The following is a 15,891-nucleotide window of genomic DNA, read 5'->3' as shown; positions in this document are numbered from 1 at the left end:
GCCGGGCCGCTCACAGGTATCGCAGTTGCCGCGGCTTGGCCTCGTCGTAGGCGGTGCGACCGGGAAGATGTTCCGGCACACCGACTTCCCACCAGGCACCGGCCTCGGTCCATTGCGACGGCTGGGTCCCGACGACGACCACCGCGGGCCGGGATTCGGCGAGTGCCGCGGCGCGGGCCTCGGTGTAGGCGGTGCGGAACTCCGCCACGTCGATGGCGGTGAACACGGCACAGCCCAGCGATCGGGCGTGGGCGGCGAAATCCACCCGGGGCGGGGTGGCGTGGTTGGAACGGCACTGGCGGTAGTGGTTGTTGAAGGCGTTGCCGCCCTGGGCCTCCTGTAACCGCGCGATCACCGCGTAGCCGTCGTTGTCGCACACCACGGCCACCAGCGGGTGACCGGCGAAGGCCGCCGAGAACAGCTCCGAGTTGAGCATCAGGTAGGAGCCGTCGCCGAGCAGCGTGGTCACCAGCCCGCGCCGATGCGCCATCGCCGCGCCCCACGCCCCCGCGAGTTCGTAACCCATGCACGAGAAGCCGTACTCGACGTCCATGGTCGGCTCGCCGCCCACCGCGCGCCAGCCGCCGACGAGTTCGCCGGGCAGACCGCCGGACGCGGTCATGACGTAGTCGGCGGGTTCGCTGAGATCGTTGACGGCGCCGACGATCTGGGCGTAGCTAGGCAGACCGTCCGCCGGTTCGCGCAGCGAGTCGATGTAGCCGTCCCATTCGGCGCGCACGGCGGCGGCTCGGGCGCTCCACGCGCGCTCCACCTGCCACCCGGCCAGGTGCGGGGCCAGGTCTTCCAGGGCGGCGCCCGCATCGCCGACTACGGCCAGCGCGCCGTGCTTGACGGCGTCGAAGGTCGCGGCGTTGATGCTGACCAGCCGCGTGCCGGGAGCGAAGACCGTCCAGGAGGCCGTGGTGAAATCCTGGAGACGGGTGCCCACGGCCAGCACCAGATCCGCTTCGGCCGCAACGGCATTCGCCGACGACGAGCCGGTGATGCCGAGCGGTCCCGCGTACAACGGATGGTCGTGTGGCACCAGCGTGCGCCCCGCGGTGGTCTCCGCGATCGGAACACCGTGCCGCTGAGCCAAGTCGACCGCCCGTGGCCCGGCGCCGGAGTAGCGGACGCCACCGCCCAGCACCAGCAGCGGTCGGCGGGCTGCTGTCAAAGCCTGTGCGGCTCCGGCGAGTTCGCCGCGGTCGGGTCTCGCCCGGCGTAGCGGATGCACGACCGGGCGGAACAGCTCGTCGGGGAAGTCGTAGCTCTCGGCCTGCACGTCCTGCGGGAGTGCGAGGGTCGCCGGGCCTACCTCGGCCGGGTCGGTCAGCACGCGGGCCACCTGCGGCAGCGTGGCGATCAGCTGCTCCGGGCGGGTGATGCGGTCGAAATAGCGGCTGACCGCGCGGAACGCGTCGTTCGCGGTCGCCGTCGCGTCGCCGAAATTCTCCACCTGCTGCAGCACCGGATCGGGCGCACGACCGACGAAGGTGTCGCCCGGAAGCAGCAGTAGCGGAAGGCGATTCGCGTGCGCCACCCCGGCCGCAGTCACCATGTTCAGCGCGCCCGGACCGACGGAGGAGGTCGCCACCCCGACCTGCCGCCGCTGCGCCGCCTTCGCCAGCCCGACCGCGGCCAGGGCCATACCCTGCTCGGTGTGGCCGCGCCAGACCGGAAGCACGTCGCGGCGCTCCTCCAGCGCGGTGCCGAGGCCGAGTACGTTGCCGTGCCCGAAGATGGCGAAAACCGCTGGGAACAACGGGACTTCGCGGCCGTCGAGGGTCTCCGAGCGCTGGGCGAGCAGCCAGGCGACCAGCGCCTGTGCGGTGGTCAATCGCATAGCGGCAACCTCTCCGCCGATCCGTTCGTATCCACCATGGCCTCGATTTCCGCGGCGGTGGGCATGGCATCGGCACACGCCAGCCGCGCGGCGACCAGCGCCCCGGCCGCGTTCGCGTAGGTGGCGAGGCGGAGCGGGTCCCAGCCCGACAGCAGCCCGTGCACGAGCGCGCCGCCGAAGCCGTCGCCCGCGCCGAGCCCGCACACCACCTCCACCGGGCAGGCCGGGACCGTCCAGCGTGCCGCGGCGGTGGCGGCCAGCACGCCCTCGGCGCCGCATTTGATCAGCGCGAGCCGCACGCCGCGAGCCAGCAGCCGATCGGCGGCCGCGTCGGGATCGGCGCTGCCGACCGCCACCTCCGCCTCGATCCGGTTACCCACCACCACATTCACGTGCTCGAGCATCCAGCCGATCTCGCGGCGCGCGGTCGCGAGATCGGGCCAGAACATCGGCCGATAGTCCAGGTCCAGCACGGTGTGGCCGAATCGCGCGCGCCGCTCCAGCATCGCCCGCTGGGTCGAACGGCCGGGCTCGGCACTGACACCGGTCCCCGTAACCCATAGCAGCGGAACCGTTTCCACGACCTCCCAGGGCACATCGTCCGGGGTGAGGGTCAGATCGGGCGCGAGCGGCGCGCGGTAGAACAGCAGGGGCGGATCCGCCGGTGGATTCAGTTCGCAGAACACCACGGGTGTCCGCAGTTCCGGCGCCGTCGACACGTAGTGGGCGCGGACGCCGAACTCGGTGAGCGCCGTGCGCACGAAGTCCCCGAAACCGTCCGGGCCGACCTTGGTCAGCACCGCGCTGCGGCGGCCCAATCGGGCGGCGGCGACGGCGACATTGGTCGCGGTGCCGCCGAGAGACTTCGCGAAGGTCCGCACCTCGGCCAGCGGCACGCCGCTCTGCAGCGGATACAGGTCCACGCCGACGCGGCCGACGGTCAGCGCCTCCAGTGGCGAGTCACTCACGGCACCACCCGCCTCAATTCGTGTTGCAGCGCTTCCAGTTCCGCGCCACCGGCCATCTGCCGGGTCAGTTCCGGCAGATCGATCTCGGACTTCTCGTAGGAGCCGAGCACCGATCCCCGCTCGAGCAGCAGGAACCGGTCGCCCACCGGATAGGCGTGCTGCGGATTGTGGGTGATGAGAACGACGCCCAGGCCCCGGTCACGGGCCTGCACGACATAGCGCAGCACCACGCCGGCCTGCTTGACACCCAGCGCCGCGGTCGGCTCGTCGAGGATCAGCACCTTCGCGCCGTAGTGCACCGCACGCGCGATGGCGATGCACTGGCGCTGCCCACCGGACAGCGTGCCGACCGGCTGCTCCAGATCGCGTAGGTCGATGCCCATGTCCGACAGCGCTGTGCGGGTGATCTCCGTACTCTTGCGCCGATCGAGCAGGCGGAACGGGCCGACGCCGACGGTCGGTTCGGAACCGAGCACGAAGTTGCGCCACACGCTCATCAGCGGCACCACCGCCAGATCCTGGTAGACGGTGGCGATCCCGGCATCGAGAGCCGCTCGGGGAGACCCGAATACGGTCGGTGTGCCCTCGACGCGGAGCTCGCCGGTGTCGTGCCGGTGCGCACCCGCGAGGATCTTGATCAATGTCGACTTGCCCGCGCCGTTGTCGCCCAGCACGCAGGTGACCCGGCCCGCCTCGACCACTGTCGACACGTCGCGCAACGCCACCACGCCGCCGTAACTCTTTCCGACTCCGATGGTTTCGATCAGTGGCGCCGTCATCGCCGCACCCTCTCCGCCCGTTTCTCGAACGCGTTGTTGACCAGCACGGCCGACAACAGCAGCACACCGAGAAACAACATGAACCAGTCGCTGTCCCAGCGCGCGAACACGATGCCCTGCCGTGCCATGCCGAAGATCAGCGCACCGACCGCCGCGCCGATCACCGACCCGAACCCGCCGGTGAGCAGGCAGCCGCCGACCACGGCGGCGATGATGAACTGGAATTCCAGGCCGACCCCCTGGTTGGCCTGCACGCTGGCGAACCGCAGGACGTTGCAGGACCCGACCACCCAGCCCGCGAACGCGGTGGTCATGAAGAGGATGATCTTGGTCCGCACCGCGGGCACGCCGACGGCGCGGGCACTGGCGGGCGCGCCGCCGACGGCGAAGACCCAGTTGCCGAACCGGGTGCGCATCAGCACCAGCGCGGCCGATGCGGTGAGGACGATCCACCACACCACCGAGGCCTGTATCCGCGCCGCACCGATATCGGTCGTCGAGGCGAAAACCCAACCGGCCGAGGAATATCCCGGTGCGGACCGCAGGCCCGACACCTGCACCGTGCCGGTCACCAACCGGGTGACACCGAGATTGACGCCCTGCAGCGCCAGAAAGGTGCCGAGGGTGACGATGAAGCTCGGCAGCCCGGTACGCATCACCAGCCAGCCGTTGAGCGCCCCGACCGCCAGCGCGAACAGCAGCGACACCAACAGCGCCGGCCACACGTTCCAGCCCGCCTCGACCGCGAGCAACGCCGTCACCAATGCGGTCGAGGCGGTCATCACACCCGCCGAGAGGTCGAACTCGCCGCCGATCATCAACAGCGCCACGGCGACCGCCATGATGCCGAGGGTGGAGGCGTCGTCGAGCCAGGTGGCGATGCCGAGCGGGCTGAGGAATTTCTCGGTGATCACCGAGAAGAACACGAACACCAGCACCGCGCCGAGCGCGGCGCCTATCTCCGGCCGCACGACGATCCGCTCGAGCAGCGTGGCCCGCCGGTCCTCGGCCGGGCCGGTGTCCGAAGCGGTTGTGGCAACACTCATCTCGTCCACTCCTGTCCTCAGCGAGTGCCCTGCGCCACCAGCTCGGCGATGGCGTCGACGTTGCCGGAGTCGACGAACGCCGGCCCCGTCTGGACCGGACGGCCGCCGCCGACCGCGTTGAGGTTGGTGCGGTACAGGCGCAGCATCACCACCGGCAGATAGCCCTGCTCGTACTGCTGCTGATCCACGGCGAACAGCAGCGTGCCCGCCCGGATCGCCGCCACCACTTCGGAGTTCAGGTCGAAGGTGGCGACCGTGGCGCCGGACCGCGACTCGCCCGCGGCCGCCACGGCGCGGGCGGCGATCTGCGAATTCAGCGCGAGCACCGCGTCGAGGGACCGGTCCGCCTCCAGTGCGCCCTTGATCCGCGATTGCGCGTCGGTGGGGTTGTTGATATCGACCTGAAGCGTCGCGGCGTTGCCGAAGCCCTGGATCGCGCCGCCGCAGCGCTCGGCGGCACTCACATTCCCGGCCTCGTGGATGACGCAGAGCAGCTTGGACTTCCCCGCCTCCCGCAACCGCCGCCCCGCCGCCTCGCCCGCCGTCCGCTCACTCTGGCCGACGTGCCCGATCGCGCCGAGCTTCGCGCTCTCGGCCTCGCCCGAATTGATGGTCACCACGGGAATGCCGGCGGCCACGGCCCGTTCGACGGACGGCCCCAGCGCCTGCGGGTTCGCCAACGACACCACCAGTCCGTCGACACCCTGCGCGACCGCGTTGTCGACGAGCTTGGCCTGCTCGCCGGGATCACCCGCCGAGTTGTACTCGACACGCACCCCGAGGTCCTCACCCGCGGCCTCGGCACCGTTCTTCACCACATTCCAGAACGCGTCGCCGGGCGTGCCGTGCGAAACCACCGCAACGGACTCGAGTGTGCCCGCGGCCACCGGCACCCGAGTCTGCCCGACCGGAGCGTCACCCCCCGGCCCACTGCACGCGGCCACCAGCACACCGACGGCCAGCCACGGCACCACCCGCCACCAACCGTGCCCCATGGTCAGCAACGCGCGCCAACTGTGCCGCATGGTTGGCAGCACCCCTCGCCAACCGTGCCGCGCGGTTGGCAGCACCCCTCGCCAACTGTGCCGCATGGTTGGCAGCAAGTGCCGCCTGCCATGCTTGCCGCGGAGCGGCCGAGGTTTCGTCGTCATGGTTTCAACCTAGATTCGCGCCGACTGCGGGGCGGTGCCGAGTTCGGCGAGGTAGCGGAGGCTGCGGGCGGTGTCGCGGCTCGGCACGGCCTCGGTGTCGTCCGGGGCCAGCGCCGTGTCCTGCTCGAGCACATACCAGCCTCGGTAGCCCGCCTGCCGCACGCACCGCACCAGGGCCTCGATGTCGACATCCCCCTCTCCCAGCGGAGCGTAGAGGCCCCGCCGCACGGCCTGGCTGTAATCCATTGTTCCCCTGCGTATCTCGTGTGCGAGCGCGTTCCGGACATCCTTGAGGTGAATGTGACCGATGCGGTCGGCGTGGCGGCGGGCCAGCCGCACCGGGTCGGCGCCCCCGATCAGCAGATGACCGGTGTCGAGGCAGAGGTCCAGCTCGGAGTCGGCGAGGAAGCGGTCCACCTCGGCCTCGCTCTCCACGTGCGTGCCCACATGCGGATGCAGCACGGTGCGCAGGCCGTGTTCGGCGGCGATGTCGCGGATGGTCGCCGCCGTATCGATGAGCGTGCGCCACTCGTGCGCCCCGAGCGGCGGGCGGGTGTCGTAGCCGCCGGATCCGGTGGCCGCCGCCAGCACCAGGACCTCGGCCCCCGTGGCGGCGTAGTGGGCCGCGGCGGTCGCGGCGGCGGCGAGGGCGTGGCCGGTGGATCTGTGCAGCGGCAGCGCCAGGAAGCCGCCGATCGCGGTGATCCCGTACCGATCGAGCAAATCCCGCACGGCGTCCGGGCGACCCGGCAGATATCCGGGCGGGCCGAATTCGGTGGCGGTGATGCCCAGCGCCGTCATCTCCGACAGCACGGTGCCCGCGTCCAGCACGTGGCCCCAGCCGGGGACTTCGCATACGCCCCAGGAGATCGGCGCGGCGGCGATTCGCAGCGGATACAGCGGTTCGGTCATAGGACTTCTCCGGCCTGTCGGGGTGCATTCCATCCGTTGGAGCGCTCCAACTATGTAACCCGGATCACTCTCGTGTCAAGAAACATACGATTGCGGGCCAAGCGCCTCTACCTGTGCAGATATGTCATCAACCGAAGTAGAACGACCGCCGGAAGTTTCATGAATTCGGTATTGGAGCGCTCTATTGTGCCCGCACACCCGAAGCTGTAACGTGCACGGCACGCGAGGAGATCCGCCGCGTTCGATCACTCCGGGAGACCACGATGACCCGACCGACGATGGACGACGTCGCCGCCGAGGCGGGTGTATCCCGTGCGCTGGTGTCGCTGGTCATGCGCGGGTCGCCGAAGGTGAGCGAGCAGCGGCGGCGCGCCGTGCTGCGAGCGGCCGAGGAACTCGGCTACCAGCCGCACGCCATGGCGCGGTCCCTGGCCAGCCGCACCTCGAATATCGTCGGCGTGCTGGTCTCGGATCTGCGCAACGCGTTCTTCGCCGACGTCGTGGAGGGCATGGATGCCACCGCGCAGCAGGCCGGCCTGGAGCTGATTCTGAATACCGGCTGCCGCAACGCCTCTCGCGAGCGCACCGCCCTGGACAGCCTGCAGTCGTTCCGCCCCGGCGGGATCATCCTGCTCTCACCGGTGCTGCCCGCGGCGGCCATCCGCGAGACGGCCCGCCACTACCCGGTGGTGCTGGTGTCACGCAGTTCCGTGGTCCCCGGCATCGACACCGTCAACGACGACGGTGAAACCGGCGCGGGGCTGGCCGTGGATCACCTGGTGTCGCTGGGACATCGGCGGATCGTGCATTTCGACGGCGGCGCGGCGTTCACGGCGACACCACGGCGGCGCGGCTACCTGGCCGCCATGCGCCGCCACGGCCTCGAGCCCCTGGTGGTGCCGAGCGAGCACACCGACGCGGCCGGGATGGCGGCCGTACGCACGCTGCTGAACCTTTTCTCCCCCAACGATTTTCCCACCGCCCTGCTGTGCGGCAACGACTTCAACGCCGTCGGCGCGATGTCCGCGCTGGCGGAGGCCGGACTACGGGTCCCGCAAGACGTTTCGCTCGTCGGCTACGACAACTCGTCGCTGGCCGCCCTGCACCACATCTCGCTGACCACTGTCGACCAGCCCCGCGTCGAGATCGGCCGCCTCGCCATGGCGGCGCTGATCGAACGGCTGCGTGACGAGCGCTCCGCCCCGGTGCGCATGCGCGTGCCACCGTCGCTGGTCGTCCGCGCGACCACGGCCCCGCCCAGGAGTTCGTCATGACCATCAGGGTGGGCCTCGCCGGCACGGGCCGGATCGGCAGCGCGCACGCCGAGATCCTGAAAGCCTTGCCCACGGTGAGCGAGGTCGTCGTCGCCGACGCCGACGCCGAACGCGCACGGGCCACGGCCACCAAACTCGGCGCCGAGTTCGCCCCCGACATCGAAACCCTCCTGGCTTCGGACATCGCGGGGCTGGTGGTCGCCACCGCGACCGATTCGCACCCCGAACTCGTCGTCGCGGCGGCCGATCGCGGCATCCCGGTGTTCTGTGAGAAGCCGGTCGCTGCCGATATCGCGGGCACGCTCGCGGTAATCCGGCACGTCGAGAACGCAGGCGTTCCCTTGCAGGTCGGTTTCCAGCGCCGATTCGACGCCGGGTACACCGCCGCGCGCGCCGCCGTGGCGTCCGGCGAACTGGGCTGGTTGCATACGCTGCGCGCCACCACTCTCGACCCGGCACCGCCTCCGGCGCACTACATTCCGCGCTCCGGGGGCCTGTTCCGGGACTGCGGCGTCCACGATTTCGACATCATCCGCTGGGTCACCGGGCGCGAGGTGAGCGAGGTGTTCGTGCTCGGCGCCAACCGCGGTGAGCGGTTCTTCGCCGACGCCGGCGACGTGGACACCGCCGCGGCGCTACTGCGGCTGGACGACGGTGCGCTGGCGACGGTTTCGCTGAGCCGCTACAACGGCGCCGGATACGACGTCCGCCTCGAGGCGCTGGGCTCGCGCGGCAATGCCGTTGTCGGGCTGGGCGACCGGGCGCCGCTGCGCTCGATGGAGCCGGACCACCCGGCGTCACCCTTCCCGGCGCATCCCGGTTTCCTGGAGCGCTTCGGCCGCGCCTACGCCGCGGAACTATCGGTCTTCACCGAGGTTGCCGCCGGGCGGGCCGAGAACCCGTGCGGGCCGCGGGAAGCCCTGGAGGCGTTCTATATCGCCGAAGCCTGCGAGCTGTCCCGGCGGGAACACCGGCCGGTCACGCTCGCCGAGGTCCGCTGACCGCCGTGGGCGTGCCGCCGATGGCGCTCCGCGAACCGGGACCACGCGGCAAGTCCGCGCGAGACGGACGAGAAGTACCGCGATCCCCTACCCGAGAGCGAGCCCGGAATCCCTCTGCACGGTGATGCCGAGGCGTGGCCAGGCCCGCCATGCTCCACCCATGCGATTGCGGCGAAGCGTCCTTCCGATGGTCTCGGCCCTGTTGGGCCTCGCGGCCGGCCTGGCCGCGTGCACCACCGCGGCCACCCGGGCGCCGAGCCTGGATTGGCGGCCGTGCGCAGAGAACGCCGAAGTCGAATGCGCGACCATCGCGGTGCCGGTCGACTGGTCCCAGCCCGAGGGCCCGGCCATCGATATGGCCGTGGCGCGGAAGCGAACCCGCGACCCCGGCCGGATCGGCACCCTGATATCCCTGCCGGGCGGTCCCGGCACCTCCGGAGTGGACGAGCTGCTGCACGGCGATCGCTTCTCTCCGGCGTTGCGGGAGCGTTTCGACCTTGTCGGTTTCGATCCTCGCGGCGTGCGGCGCAGTCATCCGCTGCGCTGCGATGCCGGTCTCGCCGCGACGCGGCCGAACCTGGTACCCGATGCCGGTGGCCGACTCACCGAAGTGGCCTCGTATACAAGGGAACTCGTGGACAGCTGCCGGGAGTACACCGGGCCGCTGTTCGATCACCTCGACAGCGCGAGCGTGGCGCGAGACGTCGACGCGCTGCGGAACGCACTGGGCGAGGAGACCGTCAGCCTGTACGGCAGATCGTACGGAACCATGTCGGGCCAGGCATATCTCGAACTGTTCCCGAGGCGGGTTCGTGCGATGGTGCTCGACAGCATCGACGACCACAGCCTGGCCGGGACCGAATTCCTCGCCACCGAGGCGCACGGCGGCCGAGACGCGTTCGCCGAGTTCGTATCCTGGTGCGAGCGGGTATCCGCCTGCTCGCTGCACGGCACCGATGTGCCCGCACTGTTCGATCGGCTGTACGGCCGCGCGCTGCGCGGCGAACTGTCCGATCCGGCCGGAAAACCGTTGGGGCCGACGGAACTGAGCCATACCGCACTGCAATCGCTGTACCAGCCCGACTGGCGGCGCTCGGCCGACGAGCTGCGGGCGATGGATGATCGTCCACCCGTGGTCACGGCCGCCACCGCCCCGGTCCGTCGCGGCGAGCCGGTTCCCGCACCGGAGCTGATCGCCTGTTCCGATTGGTCATTCGACATCCCTGATCAGGCCCGGTGGGAAGAGCTGTGGCGCGACCAGCAACGGCACGCCGGAACGCTCCGATCCCACTTCGCCTGGATCGCCGGCAGCATCTGCGCGAACTGGCCGCCACCGCCGAACCCACCGCACCGGCCGCGGATCACCGACGCCCCAGCGGTTTTGCTGATGAACTCCCGGCACGACCCCTCGACCCCGTACGAATGGGCGGCCGGCGTCGCGGCCGACACGCCCGGTTCCGTGCTGCTGACCTACGAGGGCTGGGGTCACGGCGTCTACGGCCGCAACACCTGCACCACCGCGGCCGCCGACAACTACTTCATCGATCAGGCCCTCCCCCAACACGACAGCCACTGCCAGCCGTAGCAGTTCCGCGCCCGAGGCGCATTCCGCCCACCGAATTCCGGTTCAGCCCAAAGCTATCGGGCACTTCGATGATCCGGGTGATCACCGAGCCGCACCCCCGCGCGGATCGGCGAAGGCACCCGGGCGAGCGGATCAGGTGCGTGTCAGCCGAGCCAGCTCGTCCAGACGGTCTCGCACCCGCCCGATCCGCTCGTCGGCCGTCGGACCCAGGACCGTGGCGGACAGCGACAGTGGATCCGACTCGCGAGCCCGATGCTCGGGCAGGTGCCGGGACAGGACCGCGCACAGATCCGGCCCGTATCCCAGGTCGGCCGCCGTCGCGTCGGCGCGGTAGACCGTCCGGCGGACGAGAGGGGCCAGCGCCAACGACGCGAATTCGGGCAGCAGGCGGAGCAGCAGAGCCGCCGGGAGCCCGACGATCACCGTGGCCATGGCCACGATCGGGCAGGCCACCAGCAACCGGCTCGCGGCATTCCAGACTCCGCTGAAGACCCGCGCGCCCCGGACGGGCACCCGTTGCGCCAGGGTCTCGCCGATGCCGACCAGCCCGGACAGCAGTGCCCGCTCACCGAGCACCACCGGGGCGTTGTAGCGGCGGAACACGAAGCGCGCGAACGCGGCCCGGCCGTGCACCCGCGCACCGAGTTCGCGGGCCAGCACCGCCTCCACCTCACGCGGCGTCGAATGCGCGAGCGACTCCGTGGTTATCGCGATCACCCGGTCCGGCGGCGGGTCCCGGCGGTCCGCGTCACGCACCCACAGCGAATACGCCGCGGCCGGCGCCCCGGCCTGCCGGGCGACCGTGTCCCACGCCGCGCCCACACCGGCTTGCTCAGCGTAGGCAGGCGGGCGCAGGCCGAACCGCGCCGCGGGCCATCGCCGCTGCGCGCCACGGAAGTACATCGCGCCCCAGGCGAGGCAGCAGAGCAGCCACAGCACCGGAATCACAGCCGCGACAGATAAACCCATCGCCAGACCGAGCCCGTACAGCAGCACCGTCAGCACCGCCGCGGTCGGCAGCGCGGCCAGCGATACGGCCACCCATACCCGCATCCGATCCAGTGGCGTGCTCCTGACGGCCGCCCCACCGGGGTGGTTCGCCTTCGCGATCACTTCGGAGGTCATGCACGACGGTACAGCGAATCGAGCCCGCGACGCCGGGCCGCACGGGAGTGCGGGGCGCGATTGTGAACAGTTTCACGCCGCGAACCCCTATGCCATCCGGCAACATCGCGGCAATCGCGCCGAACCATTGCGGTCAGGCCGGTGCCCATCAGCACACGAGGCACCTTACGCAATCACGCCACCGTCAACTTCCGGCCACCCCGTCCCCGACGGTGATTCGCCGAGTACCAGTGGCGCGGATCATCCGGCGGGCGACTTCCCCCGTTATGGAGTGTATGTTCTAATTCGTTTTAGAGCATTCCCTCTATAACGACATCGGAAGGTTGACGACCCATGGCCGTGCTCAATATCCACACGCGTCGGGTTCCAGGAACGGTTGCCGAGGCCGGTGCACTGCTCGATTCCCTTGCGAGCGAGGATGATCGACTCTGGCCCGGCCGGCGCTGGCCGCCGATGCGTTTCGACCGGCCACTCGGCGCCGGTGCGGCCGGTGGGCACGGGCCGGTCCGCTACACCGTCGAGGAGTACCAGCCCGGGCTGCGGGTTCGGTGCCGGTTCACCGGACCGCGCGGCTTCGACGGGTTCCACGAGTTCACCGTCCGGCCCGCCGGGGACGAGGCGGTGGAGCTCGAGCATCTGCTGGTGTTGCGTCTGCGCGGTCCGGCGCGGCTGACATGGCCGTTCGGTTTCCGGTGGCTGCACGACGCCTGCCTGGAGGACTGCTTCGATCGCGCCGAGCTGGCGCTCACCGGGTCGGTGCGCCGACCGGCGCGCTGGAGTCTGCCGGTGCGGGCGCTGCGAGCCCTCGCCCCCTCGGCCGATCGCCCGAAAACCCTTGTGAAGGCCCGCGGGTGACATCACCCGCACGAGAAAGGAGACCCGACATGTCTGTCGGATTCGTCGCATTCCATTACCCCGCCGCCGCCCATTTCGACGACTTCGTCGATCGAGTCGGCCGGGTCGCGGAGTTCTTGGGTACGACACGCGGCTGCTTGTCGGTGGACTACTGGGTCACCGACGACAATGCCGCCGTGGTGTCGGCCGCGCACTGGGAGACGGAGGACGATTACACCGCCGCGTTCACCCTCGACGGCGCGCCGGACATCGATATCGCCTTCGACGAGCGCGAGGTCCGTCCCCGGGAGATCTACAAGCTGTACTCCAGATAGCGCTCAATCCAGTGCGCCCACGCCGCCGTACCAGCCCGACTTGGCGGCGGGCGCGTCCGGCTCCTCCGGCCGCCACTCGGCGGCGTCCACCAGCCCCGGCGCGACCAGGGTGAATCCGGTGAACAGGTCCGCGACCTGGGCCCACGTGCGCGGCGTCGTCGGGGTGGGGGTCTGGCGCGACATCGCGACGATGCGCCTCGCGTACTCCTCCTGACCGTCGTCGGTGAAGTGCGAGATGGCCAGGAAACTGCCGGGCGCCAACACCTTTCGCACCCGGGCGATGATGTCCGCGGGCCGCGCCGACTCGGGCACGAAGTGCAGCACCGACACCAGCAGCACGGCCACCGGCCGGGTGAAATCGATCAGGTCGCGGACGTCGGGATCGGCGAGGACCAACTCGATATCGGTGAGGTCGCCGCGCACGGCGGTGGCGTGCGGGTTGCCCGTGAGCAGGCGCCGGGCGACGGAGACCGCCACCGGATCGATGTCGACGTAGGCCACCCGCGTCTCCGGCGCCAGCCGTTGCGCGATCTCGTGAACATTTCCGGCCGTCGGTATGCCGGAGCCGAGATCGAGGAACTGCCGAATCCCCGCCTCGCGCACCAGGAATGTCACCACGCGCCGCAGGAACGCGCGGTTGTCGCGGGCGCCCCGCGCCACCTCCGGCATGGTTTGCGAGACCCAGTCCGACAGTTTGCGGTCCACCTCGAAGTTGTTGAATCCGCCGAGCACATAGTCGTACATCCGGGCGGAGCTGGGCACCGTCGGGTCGATATCGTCGGGCGACCAATCGGGCGTGCGCTCCACGCGACCTCCTCGCACTCGGTTGTTCGCCCCTGCCCTGCCATCATCGCCCCTCCGGCACGGATGGTCCACGCCCTTACTGCCCGGCGATCTCCCGGCGCGGACTCTCCCGGAAGTTCTCCTCGTCGAACAACACCCACCGCTCGACCGCGATCTCGTACATCCGCGACGCGCAGTCCGGCATCGCACCGAGTACCCCCGTCGAACGCGGCCACCGCGCCGCGAATGCCCGCTTCTTCGCGTCGATTCCGGTACCGGGCAACTCCGCCGCCCGCCCCGTGAACGACACGCCCCGCCCGGTCAACCCCAACTCGGTCGGCGGGTCCGCCAGCACGGCCCCCGCGACTGCCGGGTTACGCCGGATATTTCGGGAGTGCACCCGATCCTGCCGAGATATGAACAGCATCCGGTCCGGAGCGAAGCTCGGCACGTACCAGACCGTGCACACCACAGGCGTACCGTCCGCGCACACCGTCGACAGCTGCATCAGCCCGGCACCCGCGATGTATTCCTCCAGCAGTTCCCGTTCCCGCACGTTAGGCACAGTAGCGGGAGACCACACGATCGCGGCGCGTCTGCTACGACTCGGGCGTCGGCCGGTCCAGATCGAGGGCGGGCATCGCGGCCCCGCCGGGACTCCAGGAGTGCAGGAACCCTTCTTGCACCGCGATGTCGACCAATTCGACCCGCACACCGATGCTGTCGATGCGGTGATAGGTGAAGGACCGACCGTAGGGGCAGGAGTCGAATTCGATCCGAGCGCCCCGTTCCTCCAGGCGGCGTTTGTCCACCGTGACGTCGCTGGACCAGTAGCCGATGTGGTCGAACCGAGACCCGCCGGTCGCATCCCACGGGCTGCCGGGGTCGCCCTGGATCACCTCGAAGAACGGCGGCCCCTCGACCGAGAAGACGATGCGGTAGTCCCACTCGCCGAGCCTTCCCGTGCGGATCGGACTCCACCGCACGCCCAGCGCGCGGGTGAGATCGTGGGTCGCGTGCTGAATGTCCTGGACGACGAAGCAGTGATAGAAGGTGTTCACCGTGTGGGTTCTATCAGTCTGGTAGATCGTCGCGGACCTGCCGCTGGTCACGGCCGAATCCCGGCCGCGCCTACAGGCGTGTGCGGCGGATCGTCGCGCGACCGCGGCTCGCCGCGGCGGCGACGACCAGGAGGGTCATGAGGATAACGGTGTTGATCGCGGTGTGATGGTCGGGAAGAGCAGGGGTGGGTGGCCGTTCGCGGCGCGGTGCGGGCATTGCCTGTTGCTGTTCGGGGGCGGGTGGCGGACTGGGGGCGTTCACGATGTTCGGGCTGGGCGGCGCGACCGGCAGGGGCGGCGCGGGTAGCGGGGGAAACTGAAGCGGCAGTTCCGGCAGCGGTGGGATGGACGGCAACAACAGGAGGCAGGTGAGCAGCGCGCTTCCGCTCAGGGCGCTCCCTACGGCCGCGCTACCCAGAGCCGATCCACTCGAACCGGTACCGATCAGCCCCGGCACGAGACTGCTACCGAGCGCTACTCCCGCACTCCCCACGCCCGATCCGGTGCCGACCAGGCCGGGCACGAGACTGCTACCGGATGCGGATCCGAGTCCGACCGCCGCGCTGCCCGCGCCTGAACCCGCCGATCCGGGACCTATCAGGCCCGGCACCAGGCCGCTACCGGTCGCCGATCCGAGCAGCACGGCCGAGCTGCCCGCGACCGCACTCCCGGCACAGGCCGTCGCGACACTTCCGGTGTCGAGTCCGAACGCCGCCACGGGGTTTCCGATCTCGATCTCACCACGCTCCTCGGCTTCGGGACGGGCGCCCCCGGCGACCGCCCGAGCGGGTGGGCCGCCACCCAACCCGAGCGGGCTCTCCAGGAAGCCGCTCTCGTCCCCTGCAGGGGCGCTGCCACTGGCGCCCGCCCCCCACGCCGCGCTGCCGGTCGGGCCCGGCGCAGCGTTACCGCTCATACTCTGCGCCGCAACAGCATTCGGTACGGAAAGGGCAATGTCGCCTTCGAGATCAGAAGTATCTTCGGGGCCCTGGGCGCTGTCACCGGACGCCGGAGCACCATCGCCCGGCCGCGCCGCGCTCCCGCTCACGATTTCATCGACCAGCGGACGGATGTCGGGGGCCTCCGCTCGCGCGGGACCGCACAGCGTCAACGAGGCCAGGACGGCCGTCGCGGCGAGCGCCGCTGTGGCCGTGTGTTTCTCGACGTGCATCCCACACCTCGCATTCGGCG

16 protein-coding genes are annotated in these 15,891 nt (G+C 70.3%); 5 read left to right on the top strand and 11 right to left on the bottom strand.

From position 1 onward, the window contains the following. Window positions 1-10 precede the first annotated feature (10 nt). The 6 genes from iolD to NWFMUON74_RS10000 all read right to left on the bottom strand — a co-directional run bounded on the left by iolD (window position 11) and on the right by NWFMUON74_RS10000 (window position 6,702). Complete coding sequence (iolD, locus tag NWFMUON74_RS10025; RefSeq protein ID WP_187687555.1) at window positions 11-1,846, bottom strand: 3D-(3,5/4)-trihydroxycyclohexane-1,2-dione acylhydrolase (decyclizing); 1,836 nt, start codon at window positions 1,844-1,846, stop codon at window positions 11-13. After that, window positions 1,837-2,814 (bottom strand): 5-dehydro-2-deoxygluconokinase, encoded by a 978-nt coding sequence (iolC, locus tag NWFMUON74_RS10020; RefSeq protein ID WP_187687554.1) that lies wholly within the window; start codon window positions 2,812-2,814, stop codon window positions 1,837-1,839. The genes iolD and iolC overlap by 10 nt, the downstream gene beginning before the upstream one ends. After that, on the bottom strand, window positions 2,811-3,593 hold the full coding sequence (locus NWFMUON74_RS10015) for an ATP-binding cassette domain-containing protein (RefSeq protein WP_187687553.1): 783 nt from the start codon (window positions 3,591-3,593) through the stop codon (window positions 2,811-2,813). The genes iolC and NWFMUON74_RS10015 overlap by 4 nt, the downstream gene beginning before the upstream one ends. After that, a complete protein-coding gene (locus NWFMUON74_RS10010; RefSeq protein WP_187687552.1) occupies window positions 3,590-4,639 on the bottom strand; it encodes an ABC transporter permease in 1,050 nt (349 codons plus the stop codon). Before NWFMUON74_RS10010 ends, NWFMUON74_RS10015 begins: the two co-directional genes overlap by 4 nt. 17 nt (window positions 4,640-4,656) lie before the next feature. Continuing rightward, window positions 4,657-5,664: a sugar ABC transporter substrate-binding protein gene (locus NWFMUON74_RS10005; RefSeq protein WP_232110939.1), complete on the bottom strand. Its 1,008-nt coding sequence runs from the start codon at window positions 5,662-5,664 to the stop codon at window positions 4,657-4,659. Window positions 5,665-5,799: 135 nt separating this feature from the next. Continuing rightward, a complete protein-coding gene (locus NWFMUON74_RS10000) occupies window positions 5,800-6,702 on the bottom strand; it encodes a TIM barrel protein (protein ID WP_187687551.1) in 903 nt (300 codons plus the stop codon). A 263-nt stretch (window positions 6,703-6,965) separates the two neighbouring features. Between NWFMUON74_RS10000 and NWFMUON74_RS09995 the strand changes: the two genes are divergently transcribed. From NWFMUON74_RS09995 to NWFMUON74_RS09985, 3 genes are all read left to right on the top strand, one after another. Then, a complete protein-coding gene (locus tag NWFMUON74_RS09995) occupies window positions 6,966-7,976 on the top strand; it encodes a LacI family DNA-binding transcriptional regulator (RefSeq protein WP_187687550.1) in 1,011 nt (336 codons plus the stop codon). Then, window positions 7,973-8,977, top strand: a complete 1,005-nt coding sequence (locus tag NWFMUON74_RS09990) for a Gfo/Idh/MocA family protein (protein ID WP_187687549.1) — start codon at window positions 7,973-7,975, stop codon at window positions 8,975-8,977. Before NWFMUON74_RS09995 ends, NWFMUON74_RS09990 begins: the two co-directional genes overlap by 4 nt. 187 nt (window positions 8,978-9,164) lie before the next feature. After that, window positions 9,165-10,562, top strand: coding sequence for an alpha/beta fold hydrolase (locus NWFMUON74_RS09985; RefSeq protein WP_197986998.1), 1,398 nt, complete (start codon window positions 9,165-9,167; stop codon window positions 10,560-10,562). Between the two features lie 132 nt (window positions 10,563-10,694). Here the strand turns inward: NWFMUON74_RS09985 and NWFMUON74_RS09980 are convergent, their stop codons facing one another. After that, window positions 10,695-11,687, bottom strand: a complete 993-nt coding sequence (locus tag NWFMUON74_RS09980) for a M48 family metalloprotease (protein ID WP_187687547.1) — start codon at window positions 11,685-11,687, stop codon at window positions 10,695-10,697. A gap of 453 nt (window positions 11,688-12,140) precedes the next feature. Here NWFMUON74_RS09980 and NWFMUON74_RS09975 point away from each other — a divergent pair, with 453 nt between their 5' ends. After that, window positions 12,141-12,542: an SRPBCC family protein gene (locus NWFMUON74_RS09975; protein ID WP_197986997.1), complete on the top strand. Its 402-nt coding sequence runs from the start codon at window positions 12,141-12,143 to the stop codon at window positions 12,540-12,542. 29 nt (window positions 12,543-12,571) lie between these two features. Further along, window positions 12,572-12,856 (top strand): antibiotic biosynthesis monooxygenase, encoded by a 285-nt coding sequence (locus tag NWFMUON74_RS09970; RefSeq protein WP_187687545.1) that lies wholly within the window; start codon window positions 12,572-12,574, stop codon window positions 12,854-12,856. A gap of 3 nt (window positions 12,857-12,859) precedes the next feature. Here the strand turns inward: NWFMUON74_RS09970 and NWFMUON74_RS09965 are convergent, their stop codons facing one another. From NWFMUON74_RS09965 to NWFMUON74_RS09950, 4 genes are all read right to left on the bottom strand, one after another. Continuing rightward, window positions 12,860-13,663: an SAM-dependent methyltransferase gene (locus tag NWFMUON74_RS09965; RefSeq protein ID WP_197986996.1), complete on the bottom strand. Its 804-nt coding sequence runs from the start codon at window positions 13,661-13,663 to the stop codon at window positions 12,860-12,862. Between the two features lie 73 nt (window positions 13,664-13,736). After that, complete coding sequence (locus NWFMUON74_RS09960; protein WP_187687544.1) at window positions 13,737-14,195, bottom strand: pyridoxamine 5'-phosphate oxidase family protein; 459 nt, start codon at window positions 14,193-14,195, stop codon at window positions 13,737-13,739. A 43-nt stretch (window positions 14,196-14,238) separates the two neighbouring features. Beyond that, a complete protein-coding gene (locus NWFMUON74_RS09955) occupies window positions 14,239-14,700 on the bottom strand; it encodes a VOC family protein (protein WP_187687543.1) in 462 nt (153 codons plus the stop codon). Window positions 14,701-14,770: 70 nt separating this feature from the next. Beyond that, a complete protein-coding gene (locus NWFMUON74_RS09950) occupies window positions 14,771-15,871 on the bottom strand; it encodes a hypothetical protein (protein WP_187687542.1) in 1,101 nt (366 codons plus the stop codon). Between the last annotated feature and the right edge of the window lie 20 nt (window positions 15,872-15,891).

Source organism: Nocardia wallacei, assembly GCF_014466955.1.
GTDB classification, from domain to species: Bacteria; Actinomycetota; Actinomycetes; order Mycobacteriales; family Mycobacteriaceae; genus Nocardia; species Nocardia wallacei.
The sequence above is the reverse complement of the archived record's forward strand: the minus strand, read 5'-3'. Positions and strand labels throughout refer to the sequence as shown.